The sequence below is a fragment of the Nocardia sp. NPDC004151 genome (genome assembly GCF_042874235.1).
Taxonomy (GTDB): domain Bacteria; phylum Actinomycetota; class Actinomycetes; order Mycobacteriales; family Mycobacteriaceae; genus Nocardia.
Window position 1 is genome coordinate 338349 of sequence record NZ_JBIAMR010000004.1, and the last position, 17767, is coordinate 356115.

A 17767-nucleotide genomic window follows, 5' to 3' on the forward strand; every position below is an offset into this window, starting at 1 on the left:
CACGGCGCTCACCGTCGGCCGCGAAGATGCTCGAGCGCTCCATCGAAGGCTGAGTCGCGCCCTGTGGCGAGTTCCTCGTCGCTGAGCGTCGCGGCGATGACATCCTGGGGAGGGACACCGGTGAGGTCGAAACTCGTTCCTCTGCTGTCGAATCGCTCATTGGGCAGGGCGAAGGTCCACCCGTTGGGCAGAGTACGCCACAGGAAGTCGGAGAACGCGCCCTGCGTGGCGTCGCCGACCCGATGGGGTTCCGGGGCGCGACCGGTCATGGCCTGGGTGAACGTCTCGCCCGCGCTGATGGTGAGCGGGCTGGTGAGCATGGCGATCGGGCCGGTGTATCGAGGGCCGTCGTGGGGCGTCACGCGGGAGGGTTCCGAGCGCGCGAAGCGGGTGGGGTCGGCCGGATCGTTGCGGGCCTCTTTGGTGTAGGCGATGTACGGGTTGCCGGTCAGGCGGGAGGCCAACTCGAGGCCGAGCGCGTCGTAGCCGCCGAAATTCAGCCGGACATCGAGCACGAGGCCGCGCAGGCGTGCCGTGCGGCTCGCGGTGAAGATCTCGTCCAGAGCGCGGTTCAGTTCGGCGGCGTTGGCTTCGTAACCGCCGTCGGCGTAACCGTCGAACGCGGAGAGACGGAGATAGCCGACATCATCGGGGAGATCGGCGTATCCGATGATCTCCTGCCCCCAGGTCCGCAGCGGCCCCTGAATGTCGTGCTGCTCGACGAGAGCGCGGACCCGCTGATCGAAGGCCCGGTACGCGGGAAGCCCGTCGAGCGGGCGGGTGCCGGGCCGCAGGGGTCTGGCGAATTCCTCGGTGCCGGAACGCAGCGCGGTGTGGGCGTCGCCGAGGGTCGTCAGGATGTCGCGCAGATACCCGAACAATTCGGCGTCGGTGGTGTTCGGGCCGATCTTGGTCCGGTACCGGTCGCGCACCGATGTCCAGTCCACCCCTTTCGCCACGAAGAACGGGTAGTTCTCGGCGAACGTGGTCCAGAAGACATCGAAGACGGTACGCGGGTCCTGCGCGCCGTTCGGGTGCGCGCAGGATTCGGGCAGCGCGGGGAGCCGGCGCAATTCGATGTCTCCCACCGCACCGGCGTAGCGCAGCGACGCCTGATCCCGTCCCCGCGGCCGCAGGGTGAGCTGCCGTGATCCGTCGTCGGCGACGAAGGTGTCGGGCGTGCCCGGCTTCTGTCGGGCGGAGAGGACACCGGGTGAGCAGCTGATCGCCGTGGAGTCGAAGTACTGCAGGCGATCTCCCCGCACGCTGACGATCGTGCCGTATCCGTCGGTCTGCCAGACCCCCTCGGCCACGCCGTCGGCGGAACCGGTAGGTATCCCCGCCCCGGCCGATCCGGTCGCGACCAGCGCGACACTCGCCAGCGCTCCTACCGCGATGCGCATTCCGTTCTTCATGGCGACGACGCTACGAACGCGTCGTGGTCGTCGGCATCCCTCCACAGAGCTAATCCGCGACTACTCCGTCAGGATGACCCGCACCGGCGGCGCCGTCGCCGACACCCGAGGTCGGGGTGAACGGGCTGCCGGTGACGATGCGGCGGGTATGGGCGTAGACGACCGCCTCCACGCGGTCACGGACACCGAGCTTGGCGAGAACGTTGGACACATGGGTTTTGACGGTCTGCTCGCCGACGCCGAGGACCGCGGAGATCTCGGGGTTGGTGCGGGCCTCGGCCATCAACACCAGGACCTGATGCTCGCGCGGGGTGAGCGTGGCGATTTCGGGCGCAACGGGGAACGGTTCGATGCCGTGGGTCAGGCGCGTGATCAGTCGGCTGGTCCGGCGGGGGTCGATCAGTGCGTCACGGTGCGCGGCGGCCCGGATGGCGGCGACCAGGTCCGCCGCCGGCACCGCTTTGGAGAAGAAGCCGCTGGCGCCCAGGCGTAGTGCGCGGTAGAGGTTCTCATCGGTGTCCTCGGTGGCGAGGGTGAGAATGCGGCTCGCGCTGCCGAGGTCGGCGACCGTCTCGATCGCGGCCGGGTCGTCGAGACCGGGCATGTCGAGATCGAGGATGGCGATATCGGGTCGCAGCCGCCGCATGTCGCGAATCGCGGCCGCACCGTCGCCGACCTCCGCTACGCATCGCAGATCCACCTCGGATTCGATCACCGACCGCAGGCCCGAACGGAAGATGATCTGATCGTTGGCGAGCAGCACCGAGATCGTCGAATCCTGCCGCGCGGCAACGATATCGCTGCCCGCGGCGAGCGGGTCCGAGCCCACCGCGGCACTGCGACCGGCGACGGGGGTGGCGGCCTGCGCGCTGGGCGCCGCCAGCACGGTGGCGCTGATCGCGAGCACGAGCGTGGACACCAGCCGCAGCAGCAGCGGGGACATCGGTGTTGTCGTGGGCATCTGCACAGTCTGCTTCAGCGGAGGAATCCCGCATAGTTCCTGTTCATCAGCTGGCTCTCGAGCTGCTTGACCGTATCGAGGGCGACACTCACCACGATCAGCACCGACGTGCCGCCGAACGCGAGGCTCTGGGCCGGGCTGCCGGAGCCGAAGCGCAGCAACACGTTCGGCAGGACCGCGACGGCGCCGATGTAGAGGGAGCCGGGGAGGGTGATCCGGCTCAGGACATAGTTCAGATAATCGGCGGTCGGCTTGCCCGGCCGGTAGCCCGGGATGAAGCCGCCGAACTTCTTCATCTCGTCCGCGCGCTCCTCCGGGTCGAAGGTGATCGCGACGTAGAAGTAGGTGAAGAACACGATCAGGGCGAAGTAGATCGCCACATAGACCGGGTTGCTCGGGTTGACCAGATACTTCTGGATCAGCTCCTGCCACTTGGCCGGATTGCCCGTGCTCTTCTGGGTCAGCTGCGCCAGCAGATTCGGCAGGTACAGCAGCGAGGACGCGAAGATCACCGGGATGACACCCGCCTGATTGACCTTCAGCGGCAGATAGGTCGAGGAACCGCCGTACATCTTCCGGCCGACCACGCGCTTGGCGTACTGCACCGGAATCCGGCGCTGGCCCTGCTCGACGAAGATGACGGCGACGATCAGCAGCAGGATCGCGGCGCCGACGAGAGTGAGAACCAGAGCACCCTTGCTGTGCAGAATCGACGTGCCCTGGCTCGGGATTCGGGCGGCGATACCGGTGAAGATCAACAGCGACATGCCGTTCCCGATGCCGCGCTCGGTAATCAGTTCGCCGAACCACATGACCAGAGCCGCGCCCGCGGTCATCACGAGCACGATGATGATCATGCCGAACAGGGAGGTGTCGGCCAGGATGTCGTGCGGGCAGCCGCGCAGCAGCTGCCCTCGGGCGGCCAGTGCCACCAAGGTGGTCGCCTGCAGGACGGCCAGGGCCATCGCGAGATACCGGGTGTACTGCGTGATCCTGGCTTGGCCGGATTGGCCCTCCTTGCGCAGATCCTCGAATCGCGGGATCACGACGGTCAGCAGCTGGGTGATGATGCCGGCGGTGATGAACGGCATGATGCCGATCGCGAACACCGACAGTTGCAGCATCGCGCCGCCGGAGAACAGGTCGATCAGCTGGTAGATACCGGCCGATTCACCCCCGGAGACGAGTCCGATACAGCTGCGGACCGACGCGTAGTCGACACCCGGTGACGGCAGCGCCGCACCGAGGCGATACAGCGCGAGCAGACCCAGCGTGAACCCGATCTTCCGCCGCAATTCCGGGGTCCGCACAGCCGGTACGAAGGCGGAAAGCACGCACACTCCTGACGAATAGGGGTGCGGGACAGCATGATCGACCGGCACCGGAGATATTCGACGCTACGGAGATTCGCCCCCGCCCACCTCGGCCGCGAGAAGGAATTCGGCCTCCCCCGATGGAGGGATCCGCAACACCCGGCGCACGGTCGGTCCGGGTGGGCGGCGTCGCTCCTCTATCGCCTCCGTGGCTCGAGCGTTGCCGTGGCCATACGGGCCCCATTGCCCGCACGAAAGCGAGTCGTCGCGAAGGAATAGTTTGCGGGGTCATGCGCATTTCGGATCCATTTCGAAATCCAAGGCTCGAGGCTGCGACCTCGACATGATTGAAGATTCAAAAGAACCGAACTTTTTCAAACGGGTTTCGACGTTCACAATGAAGGGACTCCGTCGACGCCGAAGGGGGTATCCGATGAACTCGATGCGAGCGTGGCGGGTGCGGAAACCGGGCCGGATCGACGGCGAGCCGTTGAAGGCGGAGCGCATCCCTGTGCCGGAGCCCGGTCCGGGCGAATTGCAGGCGCGGGTGCTCGCGTGCGGGGTGTGCCGGACCGATCTGCACGTGACCGAGGGCGACCTGGCCGTGCACCGACCCGATGTGGTGCCGGGCCACGAGGTGGTCGGTGTGGTGACCGCGCTCGGGCCCGACGCCGGGACCGAGTTCCACGTCGGTGACCGGGTGGGGATCGCCTGGTTGCGGCACACCTGCGGGCGGTGCCGGTTCTGCCGCCGCGGCGACGAGAACCTGTGCCCGCGTTCGCGATACACCGGCTGGGATGCCGACGGCGGCTACGCCGAGTACGCGGTGGTTCCCGCCGACTTCGCGCTGCCATTGCCGACGGGCTACGCCGATATCGAGCTCGCTCCCCTGCTGTGCGCCGGGATCATCGGCTACCGGGCGCTGCGGCGCGCCGCGCTCCCGCCGGGCGGGCGGCTGGGGATCTACGGGTTCGGCGGCAGCGCACACCTCGCGGTGCAGGTGGCCCTCGCCCAAGGCGCGCAGGTGCACGTCATGACCCGTGACTTCGCCGCGCAGCGGCTCGCGCTGGAGCTCGGAGCGACCTCCGCGCAGGGAGCGGTGGAACCGCCTCCGGAACAACTGGATTCGGCGATACTGTTCGCGCCGGTCGGCGAGCTGGTGTTGCCCGCGCTCGAGGCCCTCGATCGTGGCGGCGTCCTCTCCATCGCGGGTATCCACCTCTCCGACATCCCGTCGCTGAACTATCAGCGACATCTGTTCCAGGAACGCGAGATCCGCTCGGTGACCGCGAACACCCGCGCTGATTCGCGCGAGTTCCTCGCCTTCGCGGGCGCGCATCGCCTGGAGGTCACCGCGCACCCGTACCCGCTCGCGGAAGCCGATCGCGCACTGCGGGATCTGGCGCACGGGCGATTCGCGGGCGCGGCCGTCCTGGTTCCCTGAACCGGCGCGTGTGCTGCCACACTGCACGGGTGACCCTGTTACGCCGCGTCATTCGCGTTCTGTCGGCCTTCCTGCTGGTGACAGCCGTCGGTACGGTCGGCTACCGCTTACTGGGTTTCGGATACCTCGACGCGCTGTACCAAACCGTCACCACGATCACGACGGTCGGCTTCCGCGAAGTCCATCCGCTTGGTCCCGTCGGCCAGGTATTCACCATGGCGCTCATCCTGTTCGGCGCGGGCACCGTGTTCTATATGTTCGGTGTCCTGCTCGAGGCACTCATCGAAGGCCATGTACACCAACATCTGGAACGGCGGCGCATGAACAACCGGATCGAACGACTGCGCGGACACGTCATCGTGTGCGGCTGGGGCCGTGTCGGGCATTCGACAGCGCAATACCTCAGCGGTCTCGGCAAGGAGATCGTGGTGGTGGATCGCGACCCGCAACGCCTGGAGAACCTCGAATTCCCCTACATCCTGGGCGATGTCACCGACGACGCCGTCCTCGAGGCCGCGGGCATCCGCCACGCTCAGGCCCTCATCGCGGCCCTGGACAGCGACGCCGACAATGTCTACGTCACCCTGTCGAGCCGGGCCCTGCGCGCCGATCTCATCATCATCGCCCGCGCCCGCACCGAGAGCTCCAAATCCAAGCTGCTGCGCGCGGGCGCCAACCGCGCGGTCAACCCGCAGCTCATCGGCGGCCGCCGCATGGCCGCCTTCGCCCTGCAACCCAATGTCGCCGAATTCCTCGACGTGGTCATGCACGACGAGAATCTCGAATTCCGTATCGAGGAGATCGAGATCGGCCCCGACTCGCCGCTGCTGGACCGCACTGTCGCCGACGCCGTGCCCCGGCACGGTGGCGGCGCGCTCGTCCTCGCCCTCCGAGCCGACGACGGCCGATTCGTCGCGAACCCCGACGGCGACACCCGGCTTCGACTCGGAACCGTTCTCATCGCGCTCGGTACCCAGCCGCAACTCGACTCGATCCGCACCAGCACCCGGGCCATAGACGGGGCGAGGTGACCTCCCGACCGAACCGGCCGTCCAGGCTCACTCACACCGCCGAGATGTCCCGGCGGGTGAACACCGGCACAGCCGCCGCCAGGAACACGACCACGGACGCGATCAGGGAGAGATGACCCAGGCGCACCCCACCGCCCATCGGGCCGTCGGCGAGCGCCTGGTGAAACGGCGACCACGGTCCCCACGGCCGCACCGCCTCCACGATCCTCGAGGCCGCGAACAGTACGTAGGCGCCGACGGCGGCGACACCCGCGCCCGTGAGGGCCAGCCGCCGCCGCCCGGTGGCCGCCCCGATCGCCAGGGCCAGTCCTCCGAACGGCGCGGCCAACGCGATCATCGCGACCGAGCCGGCCGCGGCCGCGCCGATGCCGACCTGCATCCCGAATACCGCGGAACAGCCCATCACGGCGGCGAACAGGACGGTCCCGAGCAGGGTGAGCCCGGTCAGCAGCACCGCGCTCTGCTCCAGCAGCAGGCGCATCGGCGTCACGCGGGTGATCAGCAGCACCTCCAGCGTGCCGGATTCCTCCTCGCCCGCGATGGCGCGAGCGCCGCGCGAGATCGCGAACACCAGGAACAGGATGGGCAGCATCATGCTGTACAGCTCGGTATTGAGAAATCCGGTGCCGCTGGTGAATTCGTCGATCGCGAACAGCTTGCGCAGGGATTCCGGATAGCTGTCCAGCATCTCCTTCAGGCCCGAGATGCGTGAGATCGACGGCCACAGCGCCGATTCCAGCAGCACCAGCGCCACGATGCCGATACTCCAGCCGATCAGCCCGCGACGTTGATCGCGCAGGCACTTCTGATACACCGTGGCGAACATCAGCGATCCTGTCCGTAGTAGGTGAGGAAGACGTCCTCGAGGTCGGGTTCGTGGCTGACGATGTCGGACACGCCGTACGGGGCGACGACCTTCAGCAGCTCCGCCGTGGACCCGTCGACCTCGATGTGCAGCACGTGGCCGGCGCCGCGCTCGACCGATCGGACGCCGTCCACCGCCCGCAGTGGCTCCGGATCCGGTGGCGCCGCAGCGAAGGTGAGATCGATCCGGCGCAGCGACTGCGCGGTCAGCTCGGCGACCGACCGCACCTCCACCAGCCGGCCGTGACGCAGGATCGCGACCGTGTCCGCGACCGCCTGCACCTCCGAGAGCACGTGCGAGGACAAGAACACCGTGCGCCCGGAATCCCGGACCTCACGCAGCATCGTCAGGAACTCCCGCTGGATGAGCGGATCCAGGCCCTGCGTCGGCTCGTCGAGCACCAGCAGGTCCGGCTCGGTCATGAAGGCCTGCACGATGCCGACCTTCTGCCGGTTGCCGTGCGACATGGCGCCGATCCGCACCGAGGTGTCGAGGTCCATGCGCTCGACGAGGCGCTCGAGCACCGCGGCTTCGACGCCGCCGCGCAACCGGGCGAGGTAGTTCAGGTACTGCTGGGCGGTCAGGTCCGGGTAGGCGACGAACTGTCCTGGGAGATAACCGATGTGGCGCTGCGCCCTCGACCGCTCGCGCACGACGTCGGCTCCGGCCACGGTGATCGAGCCACCGGTGGGGCGCATCAGTCCGACCAGCATGCGAATGGTCGTCGTCTTGCCCGCGCCGTTGGGTCCCAGGTAGCCGAAAATCACACCGGCGGGTACCTCGAGGCTCACCTCCGCCAGCGCAGGCGAGCGGCCGTAGGACTTGGTCAGGTCCCGCATCACGATCATCGCCGGGTCCGCCCGGGCCACCCCACGGGGGCCGGAACCGGCACGCCGCTCGGCGCCGAACCGTGGGGATGGTCCTCCGGGAATTCGCGCCGGGTGAACCTCGAGGCGTCTGTGCTGGTCATCGGGTCGCCGACTGGGACCGGACCACGAGCACCGGGCAGGTGGCCGCGTACAGCACGGCGGTGCTCACCGAACCGAGCACCATCGCATCGAAGCCGCCACGGCCGTGCGAGCCGACCACGAGAAGCTGTGCGCCGTCAGCGAAGTCGAGCAGGGTGCGGACCGGGGTGTCGCAGCGGATGTGCCGTTCGACCCGCACGTCCGGGAATTCCTCGGCGAATCCCGCGAGGGCCTCGGCCAGTAGCACGTCCTCGTGCTGCCGGATCGCGTTCCACCCGGCCACTTCCAGATCGAAGCCGCTGACTTCGCTCCACGCATGCACCGCGATCAGCGGGGCTTTGCGCAGCGACGCCTCCTCGAACGCCATCCGCACGGCGGGCAGGCTGTTCTCGCTGCCGTCCACGCCGACGACGACCGACCGGTCCAGGGTGCTGCGGCCGAAATCCGGTTCTCCGTGCACGATGGCCACCGGGCAGTGCGCTCGGCGCGCCAGCCCGGTGCTCACCGAGCCGAGTACGGCCCGCCGGATCGCACCGCGCCCGCGATTGCCCACCACGATCATTCGGGCCCGCTCGGATCGTTCGATCAGCGTCGCCAATGCCGGCTCTTCGACGGTTTCGGTGGTGAGGGCGATGGTGTCCTCCGGCGCGGCGTGATGAGCGGTCCGGACGGCCTCGGCCAGCACGCGCCGCGCCTCGTCCCGCACCGCCGCGTGCTCGACCATCCCGTGGGCGGTCCAGGGCTCACGACTCGACTGGACGCCGTACGCGACGACGATATGCAGTGGCCATCCACGCGATTCGGCCTCGACGGCGGCCCAGGCGACCGCCTGGTAGGAGGTTTGGGAGCCATCGACCCCGACCACGATGGGCCACGGGTCCGAATCCGATCGGCGGGTCGCGGTGTCCGGCATGATTCCTCCTGGTCACGATGGATGTATCGAGCATCTCGCCGCCACGGATCGGGTCCCAGAGACCAAGGTCACGGCCTGTCCGGGCCCTCGGGCTCTGATTCCGGGGCAGCCCGGCCGCTCAGGGGCGCCGTGGCAGCTGCTGCTCGGCGAGGTAGTTGCGGATGGTGGCCAGCGTCGCTCCGGCGCGAGAGGTACGCGGCGGCGCGGCGACTGGCGGATTCGGCTGCGCCGCACCGGCATGCAATGCGGCGGCCACATGGGTGGCCCAGGCGCCGATCGCCTCCCAGTCCCGCAGATCGGTGGCCGGTAGCACGTGCAATGGAGAGCCGGGTAGTTTCCGCATCCAGCGGTCGAGTCCGCGCAGCGCCGCGGGATCCCACCGGCCGCCGAACAGCGCCGCGGAAAAGGGCGTGAGCCAGGTGTAGCGGTCCAGCAGTGCGTCCAACTGGGGACGGACGTCGGATTCTGGGCGGGTCGGCTCGATCCGGCCGGTCGCGAAGACCGCGACGTCGCGATGCGCCAGCACCGGGCCGAATCGGCTCAGGAAGCGGCGGGCCGGGCGCGGCCAGCGGCCGTAGTAGAAGGGCGCGCCCACGATGACGGCGCGGTAGTCGTCGATCGAGGACACCTCGCGCATGGCGCGGCAATCGACATCGAATCCCGATTCGCGCAGTCTGACCGCGACGAATTCGGCGATCTCCTCGGTCGCGCCGTAGCGGGTCGCGTACGCGACCAAAATCCGGGCATTCATGGTGTATTCCCCTGTTCCGGTACGAGATGGTGCTTCAGAGCGGGACTGCCAGCTGCCCTCGACCACCGTCCGGCCGGGCGGTCAGCTGGTGGAACAGTTCGGCGATCCGGTCCGGGCGACCCGGCCCTGTCCCCGGGGTCACGAGCGCGGCGGTCGCGGCCGCGATTCCCAGGCGCACGGCGGCATCGAGCGGGTAGCCACGCGCGAGGCCCACCACGATGCCGCTCACCTGGGCGTCACCGGCGCCGATTCCACTGCGCACCGGGACCTCGATCGAGGCGATCCAGTGCGCGTCGTCGCGAGTCACCGCGAGGGTGCCATCGGGTCCCATGGACACCACGACGATCTCGCTGACCCCCTGTTCCACGAGTTCGCGCGCGGCGGCGATCCTGGACTCGTCGTCCGGCAGCGGACGCCCGGCGTAGTCGGCCAGTTCGCGCACACTGGGCTTGATCAGGTGCACTCCGCGGCGGACCGCGCGCAACGCGGCCCCCGACGTGTCGAGCACCAGGGGAACGCCGAGGTCTTTCAACAGGTCGGCCAGGCTCTGATAGAAGGTCACCGGAACTCCGGGCGGCAGACTGCCGCTGGCGACGACGTACCGGCACTCCTGTGCGGCACGCTCGACTTCGGCCAGGCAGCGGTGCACCTCCGGCGCCGTCAGCCGGGGGCCCGGCAGCACGAAGCGGTATTGCGCGCCGGTGTCCGCCGCGGTCACCGCGAAGCTCTCCCGGGTGTGACCGGAGACCGGTATCGGCCGCATCGGGATCGCGGCGTCGCGCACCAGCTGTTCGAGGAGTCTGCCCGGAGGCCCGCCCGCCGGGAATATCGCGGTCACCGGCTCCTCCAGCGCGGCGATCGTGCGGGCGACATTGATTCCACCTCCGCCGGGATCGAATCTCGGTGTGGTGCAGCGGGTCTTGTCGGTGGGCGCGACGTGCCCGGCGGTGGTGGCGATATCGATCGCCGGGTTCATCGTCAACGTCACGATCGACATTGGCCACCTTCTCGGGTACCGGCGGGAAATGTTCTGACGCAGCTGATTTCACGCTCGATCGTTGCGAGACGGTAGGGCACGGGGTAGTCCGGGGCAGGGACCGTCGTCGTCTCGGCAGGGACCGAAGTCCTCTGTTTCCACGAGGACACGAGCGTGACGCTGGAGATATGGATACCGATGTCTCCATCTCGCGGGCTGCGGTTCGTCCGGCAGAGGACACGCGGCGACGGCCGGTCATCGCCGGAATCGACGGATCCCGCGCGGCGATCCGCGCCGCCGAGTGGGCCGCCACGGAGGCGATGTCCCGGCAGACGCCGCTCCGGCTGATCGCGACCGTGCCCGCCATCGACAAGCCCGCGTTCCGGCCCGGCGGCAATCGCTACCGATACGCCCAGGAAGCACTCGATACCGCGCGGCGGGCGGTGCTGGCCCGATACCCCGACGACAATCCCGTCGAGATCGCGGTGGAGGTCCGCCGTGGCCGGCCCGAGCGGATCCTGGTCGATCTGTCTCACTCGGCGGCGCTGATCGCGCTCGGCGCCACCGATATCGGGTTCTTCGCGCACCTGGTGCTGGGCTCGACCGCATTGTCGGTCACCCGCGACGCGCGGTGCCCGGTCGCCTTGGTGCGCCCGGCCGCCGCCGCACGCGGAGACGTGCTGGTGGTCGTCACCGACCGGCACTCCGCGAAACCCGCTCTGTCGGCGGCCTTCCAGGCGGCACACGAACGCGGCGCCGATCTGGTCGTGGCGCGGATCTGGCCGGGGCGGCCGTGGACGGGCATCGAGGAATGGGGGCGCGCCCCCGCACTCGTCACCGATGCGCAGATCAGGCACTGCCAGCGCGACTTTCCCGACGTCGGATTCCGGCCGGTGACCGTGGTCGGCGATGTGCTGAGCGCGGTCGAACGGTTCAGCTCCACCGCCCAGCTCGTCGTGGTCACCCGCGATGGCGAGTCCGTCGCGCCCACTCGGCTCGGTCGGACGACCCAGGATCTGGTCTGCCATGCGTCCTGCCCGGTGCTGGTGCTCCCCGACGGGCCCGCCCCGGACGTGAACTCCGAGGCGGTCAACCGATGACCACCACGACCGAGCCGCCACTCGACAAGGCCGCACAGACCCGACTTTCGCCGGAGATGCGAGAAACCCACACCGGGCTCGTGGTGCTGTTCGGCGACCGCGCGTACAAGGTGAAGAAGCCGGTATCCACCGATTTCCTGGACTTCTCCACCGCCGCGGCCCGGGACCGCGCGCTGCGGCGGGAACTCGAACTGAACCGGCGCTGGGCCGCGGACGTCTATCTGGGACTGGCCCATCTCACCGATCCGCTGGGCGGCCCGGCCGAACCGGTACTGATCATGCGGCGCATGCCCGAATCACGCCGCCTGAGCACGCTGGTGGCCACCGGGGCGATCGAACGCGATCACCTCGCCGAACTGGCCGTGATGCTGGCCCAATTCCACCGCAACGCCGCCCGCGGCCCCGCGATCGATCGCGCCGGAACGCCCGACGCGCTGCGCCGGCGATGGGAAATCCTGCTGAACGGCTTGCGATCCCGGCCGCCTGATGAGCTCGAGCCCGCAGTCGTGGCCCGGATCGAGCGGCTGGCGCTGCGGTTCATCGACGGCCGCGCGCCGCTGCTGACCGAGCGCATGGCCGCGGGCCGGATCCTCGACGGTCACGGCGATCTGCTGACCGAGGACATCTTCGCGCTGCGCGACGGATTCCGGATCCTGGACTGTCTCGACTTCGACGACTCCCTGCGCTACGTCGACGGTCTCGACGACGCCGCGTTCCTGGCCATGGATCTCGAATTCCGAGGACGAGCAGAGCTGTCGGAGGCCTTCCTCGACGAGTATCTGCGTGCCACGGGCGATGCCCCGCCCGCTTCGCTGCGGCACCACTACCTCGCCTACCGGGCCACCGTGCGCGCGAAGACCGATCGCATCCGGTCCGCACAGGGCGAACCGGAATACGCAGCCCACGCCCGCCGCCACGTGGATCTGGCGCTGCGGCATCTGGAAGCGGGGGCGGTGCGACTGGCGCTCATCGGCGGACTGCCGGGAACCGGAAAGTCCACCGTCGCAGCGGCTCTGGCGCACGAGACCGGCGCGGAGCTCATCTCCAGCGATACAGTGCGCGCCGAGCTTCGCGCCCACGGAGCGATCACCGGAACCAGCGGCATCCTCGATGAGGGGGCATACGTTCCCGAGGCGAAGGCGCTCGTCTACTCACACATGCTCGAACTCGCACACCAGCGACTCTCCCACGGTGTCTCGGTCATTCTCGATGCCGCGTGGATCGATGCGAAGGAACGCGCCCATGCCCTGTCCCTCGCCACCCGAACGCGGGCCGATGCGATCGAACTGCGCTGCGAATGCCCGCCGCCGATCGCCGCCGCCCGCATCGGGAGCCGCCCCCGCGGCGACTCGGACGCCACCCCGCACATCGCCGAGGCCATGGCCGCCGTCGCCGCGCCCTGGCCGACGGCCACACCGCTGGACACCACCGCACCGATCGACGCCACCGTCGCACGGGCGTTGCGCGCGTGGAACGTCACCGATGAATCCCCGTGTGCGTCCGGCGGCGAACGCCCATGACCCGATCCGATGCCGCGCCGACGACGGTGGCCCTCGTCTCGACCGGGCCCGTTCCCACCGAACGCATCGACGCCCTGCTGCGCGACCTGCGCAGCAGCCGGACGGGACTGACCGATCGCGAGGCCCGCCGACGGCTGGTCCAGGTCGGGCCGAATCAGCTCGAACGCCGCGGCGGGCGGACCTGGCCGCGCGAGCTGGCCCGGCAGTTCACGCATCCGCTCGCGCTGTTGCTCTGGGCCGCGGCGGGATTGGCGTGGGCAGTGGGTATCGCGCCGGTCGCCATCGCCATCCTCATCGTCATTCTCATCAACGCCGGATTCGCGTTCGCTCAGGAACGTCATGCCGAGCGGGCGGTGGAGGCGCTGGCCGCGTACCTGCCACGGCGCGCACGGGTCCTGCGGGACCGGTCGGTCGCCGACATCGAGGCCACCGACCTGGTTCCGGGCGATGTGCTGATCATCTCCGAGGGCGAACGGATCTCCGCGGACGCCCGCGTCCTCGACGGCGGCATCGAAGTCGACATGTCGGCGTTGACGGGTGAGTCCATGCCGGTCTACCGATCCGCTGATCTCGCCGACGCCGGAGTGCCGCTGCTGCACGCCCGCGATCTCGTGTTCAGCGGTACGACGTGCACCGAGGGCGAGGCCCGGGCGGTGGTGTACGCGACCGGCATGCGCTCGGAACTGGGCCGCATCGCCGCGCTCTCGGAACGGGTGCGCCGCGACGAGAGTCCACTCGAACACCAGGTGCGCCGGGTCGCCTGGCTGATCGCTCTGGTGTCGGTGGCGCTCGGGGCGGCGTTCATTCCGCTGGCCACCCTCGGAGCCGGACTCTCGTTCGTGAACGCGGTGGTGTTCGCGGTCGGGCTGCTGGTCGGCAATGTTCCCGAGGGTCTGCTTCCGGTGATCACCCTGGCGCTGGGAATCGGCGTGCGCGAGCTCGCCCGGCGCGGGGCGGTGATGAAGCGGCTCAGCGCGGTCGAGACCCTCGGATCCACCGATGTCATCTGTACCGACAAGACCGGCACGCTCACCGAGAACCGGATGCGCGTCGTGGTGGCGCACACCGCGGGCGGGCGGTTCGACTTCGCGCCGGATCGCGTGCCTGCCCGCCACGTCACCCTGGACCGGATGGCCGCGGCCATGACCGCCTGCAACAACGCGCGGGTCACCGGCTCCGGTGATCACCTTCCCTCCGGCGATCCGACCGAGGTCGCATTACTCGAAACCGCTGTGGCACTCGGCTTTCCGGTGGACGAAGACCTGCGCCGACAGCGGCGGATCCGCCAGTTCCACTTCGATTCGGCGCGCAAGCGGATGTCCACCCTCGATGCCGGACCATCAGGCGCGCGTGTGATCCATGCCAAGGGAGCGCCCGAAGCGGTACTGCCTCTGTGCGTCATGGAACTGGACGGCCAGGGGCGGCCCGTCCCCCTCACCCCCGCGCGGCGACGGCAACTACGCGACCTGGTCGACAAGCTGGCCCGGCAGGGGCTTCGAGTGCTGGCCGTGGCCGAACGCGTCCTGGACGACGATGAGCCCGATCCCGCCCGCCCGGACGACGCCGAGCGGGGACTGACACTGCTGGGTGTGGTGGCGATGGAGGATCCGCCGCGCGCCGAGGTCGCCGACGCCGTGGCCGCCTGTCACACCGCCGGTATCCGGGTCATCGTCATCACCGGCGATCACGGCCTCACCGCCGCCGCCGTGGCCGCCCAGGTGGGCATCACCCGCGCCGAACCGGTCATCGTGACCGGTGAAGAACTCGACCGCATGAGCGAGGACGACCTCGACCGGCTGCTCGCGGGCGGCGCCGACCTGATCTTCGCCCGTTCCTCCCCCGAGGCGAAGCTCCGCATCGCCGACGCACTGCGGGCCGCGGGCCATGTGGTGGCCATGACCGGCGACGGCGTCAACGACGCCCCCGCCCTGCGGCGCGCCGATATCGGTATCGCCATGGGCCGCTCGGGAACCGACGTGGCGCGCGAGGCGGCCATCATGGTGCTGACCGACGACAACTTCGCCACCATCACCGCGGCCATCCGCGCGGGCCGCCGCGTCTACGTCAACATCCGCAAGTTCATCTTCTACATCTTCGCCCACGCCACCCCCGAAATCGTGCCGTTCCTGGTGTTCGCGCTCTCCGGTGGGGCGGTACCGCTCCCGCTCACCGTCCTGCAACTGCTGTCCTTCGACGTCGGCACCGAAACCCTGCCGGCGCTGGCGCTGGGCCGCGAGCCCGCCGAGCCCGGCCTCATGCATCAGCCGCCCCGCCCGCGCGGCGAACCGGTGATCCGCGCCCGGATGCTGTTGCGCGCCTGGCTGTTCCTCGGCGTGTTGTGCGCGGCGTTGGCGATGGCGGGATTCTTCTTCGTGCTGTTGCGCGCAGGCTGGCATCCGGGCGCGCCCACTGGCCCCGGCGCTCCCCTGCACCACGCCTACCAGCAGGCCACCACCATGACCCTGCTGGGCATGGTCACCGGCCAGATCGGCACCGCGTTCGCCGCCCGCACCGAACACGCCTCCCTGCGCTCGATCGGCGTCTTCTCCAATCCACTGCTGTTGTGGGGCATAGCCTTCGAGCTCGCCTTCACCGCCGCCATCATCTACCTCCCGCCCTTGCACGCTCTCCTGGGCACCGCCGCCCTCACCCCCGCCATGCTCGCCTTCACCGCGCCCTTCCCCCTGATCGTGTGGGGCGCGGACGAATTCCGTCGCTGGCTGATCCGGCGTCGCACCGGCGCCCGGGAGGCGGGCGCCGAACGGGTCCGCCTCTCGGTGTGATGACTTCCTCGGCGCGGACCGGGCCCGGCTCACCCCCCGGTCAGAAACTCGACGCAGGCGGCGATGGTGGCCAGACGGGGATAGTCCGATTCCTCGATGCGGCGATCCGCGGCGGCGGAGAGGCGTTCGACGAAAGTGAGGAAATCCAGGGAATCGAGCGCCAGGGTCGCACGCAGTGGAGCGTCGCCGGGCAGCGACGCCAGGCGGTCGGGAGTGTCGAAGCCGTGCAGAGCATCGCGGACGAGACCGTCGGCGACCTCGCCGGACAGGGTGGTGGCCATGGCTTTCAGAGCTCCTCGGGGGTTTGCAGCAGAGCGTCGACGGTGTGGAGGAAGCGGGCGCCGATCGCGCCGTCGGAGGCGCGGTGGTCGGCGGAGAGGGTCGCGGTGAGCTGGGGGCGCACGCCGAGCAGGCCGCCGACCGCGCAGGGACGCTCGGTCACCGCGCCGAAACCGACGATCGCGACCTGGGGGGCGGCGATGACGCCGAAGACCGAATCCACGCCCAGGTCACCGAGATTGGTGACGGTGATAGTGGCGGGGGTCGCGTCGGTCGAGCGCAGGCGGACGGCGCGGGCGCGTTCGGCGACGCCGCGCAGGGCGGCCATCACGGCCGGCAGGGCGAGGCGGTCGGCGTCGGGGATGGTGGGGACGATGATGCCGCCCGCGCGCATGGAGACCACGACACCCAGGTGAACGGCCGCGGCGGCGTGGAATTCGTCGTCGATCCAGTGACCGTTGAGCTCCGGCACCACGGTGGCCGCACGGGCGACGGCCGCCAACAGCAGGGCGGCGGGCAGGATTCGGTCCGCGACGGGGACCTGGCGGTTGTGTTCGGCGAGCCAATCGCGCGCGCGGGTCATATCGATGGTGCTCGACAGGTAGTAGTGCGGGACGGTGCGTTTGGATCTCGCCATCGCGGCCGCGATCAGTTTGCGGACCTCCGCCGGATCGTGTTGCGGCGCAGGGTGTCCCCGCTCGGGACGGGCCGTTGCCGCTCCCTCGCTTCTCGACCGCTCCGATTGCACGGCGGATCGGCTCGGGGTGGACGTCGTTTCGGCCGCGGGCGGGGACGCTGCCGCCCGCACGTCGGCCGCCCGGACCGCGCCATCGGGTCCGCTGCCGGCCAGTCCGGTGAGATCCACACCGGTTTCGTTCGCCAGCGCCCGCGCGTAGCCGGTGGCGCGCACCCAGGTGTCGAACGCGCCAAGGCGTTCGGTCACCGCGCGGTCGATATCCGCCCGGACGATGCGACCGCCGGGCGCGGAGCCGTGCACGGTCGCCAGATCGATCCCCGCTTCGGCGGCGAGGCGCCGGATGAGCGGTGTCGCTCGAAGCGTGGACTCGTGTCCGTCGTGACCGTGCGGCAGTGCGGGGGCTGGGCCGACCGGCCGAGTGGGTTGCTCCGGCGCCCCCGTCTCGGGCTGCGCGCCACCGGCTTTCGCGCCGACCGGTGCGGTCGTGACCGCCGGCGCGGCGGTGGCCGCGGACGGGGAGGTCTCGATGGTCGCCAGTGGTGTTCCGACAGGCACCGTGGCTCCCTCGGGAACGAGCAGTTCGCCGATGACGCCGTCGTCGAAGCATTCGACCTCGATCGCCGCCTTGGTGGTGTCGACCTCGGCCACCACATCGCCCTTGTGCACGGTGTCGCCCGGTCGCACCCGCCATTCGAGCAGCACGCCCTCGGTCATGTCCGCGCCGAGCGACGGCATCCGGAACTCGGCCACC

Annotated in this window: 15 protein-coding genes; 5 read left to right on the forward strand and 10 right to left on the reverse strand. The window is 69.6% G+C overall.

Annotated features, from left to right (window positions below; translation table 11 throughout):
* Positions 1–8: 8 nt before the first annotated feature.
* From ACFYTS_RS12380 to secY, 3 genes are read right to left on the reverse strand one after another with little or no spacing between them, the layout of a single operon-like run.
* Complete coding sequence (locus ACFYTS_RS12380) at positions 9–1415, reverse strand: S41 family peptidase (RefSeq protein WP_387303467.1); 1407 nt, start codon at positions 1413–1415, stop codon at positions 9–11.
* A 49-nt stretch (positions 1416–1464) separates the two neighbouring features.
* A complete protein-coding gene (locus tag ACFYTS_RS12385; protein ID WP_387303470.1) occupies positions 1465–2376 on the reverse strand; it encodes a LuxR C-terminal-related transcriptional regulator in 912 nt (303 codons plus the stop codon).
* Between the two features lie 14 nt (positions 2377–2390).
* On the reverse strand, positions 2391–3710 hold the full coding sequence (secY, locus tag ACFYTS_RS12390; protein ID WP_387303473.1) for a preprotein translocase subunit SecY: 1320 nt from the start codon (positions 3708–3710) through the stop codon (positions 2391–2393).
* A 421-nt stretch (positions 3711–4131) separates the two neighbouring features.
* Between secY and ACFYTS_RS12395 the strand changes: the two genes are divergently transcribed.
* Complete coding sequence (locus tag ACFYTS_RS12395) at positions 4132–5133, forward strand: zinc-binding alcohol dehydrogenase family protein (RefSeq protein ID WP_357284188.1); 1002 nt, start codon at positions 4132–4134, stop codon at positions 5131–5133.
* A gap of 29 nt (positions 5134–5162) precedes the next feature.
* Positions 5163–6164, forward strand: coding sequence for a potassium channel protein (locus tag ACFYTS_RS12400; RefSeq protein ID WP_357283751.1), 1002 nt, complete (start codon positions 5163–5165; stop codon positions 6162–6164).
* Between the two features lie 31 nt (positions 6165–6195).
* Here ACFYTS_RS12400 and ACFYTS_RS12405 read toward each other — a convergent pair whose 3' ends face one another.
* The 5 genes from ACFYTS_RS12405 to ACFYTS_RS12425 form a co-directional block, all read right to left on the reverse strand.
* On the reverse strand, positions 6196–6990 hold the full coding sequence (locus ACFYTS_RS12405) for an ABC transporter permease subunit (protein ID WP_387303476.1): 795 nt from the start codon (positions 6988–6990) through the stop codon (positions 6196–6198).
* A complete protein-coding gene (locus tag ACFYTS_RS12410; protein WP_387303478.1) occupies positions 6990–7877 on the reverse strand; it encodes an ABC transporter ATP-binding protein in 888 nt (295 codons plus the stop codon). The genes ACFYTS_RS12405 and ACFYTS_RS12410 overlap by 1 nt, the downstream gene beginning before the upstream one ends.
* Before the next feature lie 118 nt (positions 7878–7995).
* A complete protein-coding gene (locus ACFYTS_RS12415; RefSeq protein ID WP_387303481.1) occupies positions 7996–8910 on the reverse strand; it encodes a universal stress protein in 915 nt (304 codons plus the stop codon).
* 118 nt (positions 8911–9028) lie between these two features.
* On the reverse strand, positions 9029–9661 hold the full coding sequence (locus ACFYTS_RS12420) for a flavodoxin domain-containing protein (RefSeq protein ID WP_387303483.1): 633 nt from the start codon (positions 9659–9661) through the stop codon (positions 9029–9031).
* Between the two features lie 34 nt (positions 9662–9695).
* Entirely contained in the window at positions 9696–10658 is a 963-nt protein-coding gene (locus ACFYTS_RS12425) for a 1-phosphofructokinase family hexose kinase (protein ID WP_387303485.1), read from the reverse strand.
* 167 nt (positions 10659–10825) lie between these two features.
* On the opposite strand from ACFYTS_RS12425, the gene ACFYTS_RS12430 reads away from it, so the two are divergent.
* Genes ACFYTS_RS12430 through ACFYTS_RS12440 form a run of 3 tightly spaced genes read left to right on the forward strand, consistent with a single transcriptional unit; the run spans position 10826 to position 16040 of the window.
* Positions 10826–11737: a universal stress protein gene (locus tag ACFYTS_RS12430; protein WP_387303486.1), complete on the forward strand. Its 912-nt coding sequence runs from the start codon at positions 10826–10828 to the stop codon at positions 11735–11737.
* Entirely contained in the window at positions 11734–13257 is a 1524-nt protein-coding gene (locus ACFYTS_RS12435) for an AAA family ATPase (RefSeq protein WP_387303489.1), read from the forward strand. Before ACFYTS_RS12430 ends, ACFYTS_RS12435 begins: the two co-directional genes overlap by 4 nt.
* Positions 13254–16040, forward strand: a complete 2787-nt coding sequence (locus ACFYTS_RS12440; RefSeq protein WP_387303491.1) for a cation-translocating P-type ATPase — start codon at positions 13254–13256, stop codon at positions 16038–16040. The genes ACFYTS_RS12435 and ACFYTS_RS12440 overlap by 4 nt, the downstream gene beginning before the upstream one ends.
* Before the next feature lie 29 nt (positions 16041–16069).
* On the opposite strand, the gene ACFYTS_RS12445 is transcribed toward ACFYTS_RS12440, so the two are convergent.
* Positions 16070–16321 carry a hypothetical protein gene (locus ACFYTS_RS12445; protein WP_357283770.1) on the reverse strand — a complete coding sequence of 84 codons (252 nt, stop codon included), beginning with the start codon at positions 16319–16321 and terminating at the stop codon, positions 16070–16072.
* 5 nt (positions 16322–16326) lie between these two features.
* Entirely contained in the window at positions 16327–17766 is a 1440-nt protein-coding gene (locus ACFYTS_RS12450; RefSeq protein WP_387303494.1) for a 2-oxo acid dehydrogenase subunit E2, read from the reverse strand.
* Position 17767: the final 1 nt, after the last annotated feature.

What these genes read in the sequence shown, in the direction of transcription:
- ACFYTS_RS12445 (WP_357283770.1), bottom strand. Translation starts at nt 16,321, where the DNA reads ATGGCCACCACCCTGTCCGGCGAGGTCGCCGACGGTCTCGTCCGCGAT.
- ACFYTS_RS12415 (WP_387303481.1), bottom strand. Translation starts at nt 8,910, where the DNA reads ATGCCGGACACCGCGACCCGCCGATCGGATTCGGACCCGTGGCCCATC.
- ACFYTS_RS12425 (WP_387303485.1), bottom strand. Translation starts at nt 10,658, where the DNA reads ATGTCGATCGTGACGTTGACGATGAACCCGGCGATCGATATCGCCACC.
- ACFYTS_RS12420 (WP_387303483.1), bottom strand. Translation starts at nt 9,661, where the DNA reads ATGAATGCCCGGATTTTGGTCGCGTACGCGACCCGCTACGGCGCGACC.
- ACFYTS_RS12395 (WP_357284188.1), top strand. Translation starts at nt 4,132, where the DNA reads ATGCGAGCGTGGCGGGTGCGGAAACCGGGCCGGATCGACGGCGAGCCG.
- ACFYTS_RS12435 (WP_387303489.1), top strand. Translation starts at nt 11,734, where the DNA reads ATGACCACCACGACCGAGCCGCCACTCGACAAGGCCGCACAGACCCGA.
- ACFYTS_RS12440 (WP_387303491.1), top strand. Translation starts at nt 13,254, where the DNA reads ATGACCCGATCCGATGCCGCGCCGACGACGGTGGCCCTCGTCTCGACC.
- ACFYTS_RS12405 (WP_387303476.1), bottom strand. Translation starts at nt 6,990, where the DNA reads ATGTTCGCCACGGTGTATCAGAAGTGCCTGCGCGATCAACGTCGCGGG.
- ACFYTS_RS12430 (WP_387303486.1), top strand. Translation starts at nt 10,826, where the DNA reads ATGGATACCGATGTCTCCATCTCGCGGGCTGCGGTTCGTCCGGCAGAG.
- ACFYTS_RS12380 (WP_387303467.1), bottom strand. Translation starts at nt 1,415, where the DNA reads ATGAAGAACGGAATGCGCATCGCGGTAGGAGCGCTGGCGAGTGTCGCG.
- ACFYTS_RS12410 (WP_387303478.1), bottom strand. Translation starts at nt 7,877, where the DNA reads ATGATCGTGATGCGGGACCTGACCAAGTCCTACGGCCGCTCGCCTGCG.
- ACFYTS_RS12385 (WP_387303470.1), bottom strand. Translation starts at nt 2,376, where the DNA reads ATGCCCACGACAACACCGATGTCCCCGCTGCTGCTGCGGCTGGTGTCC.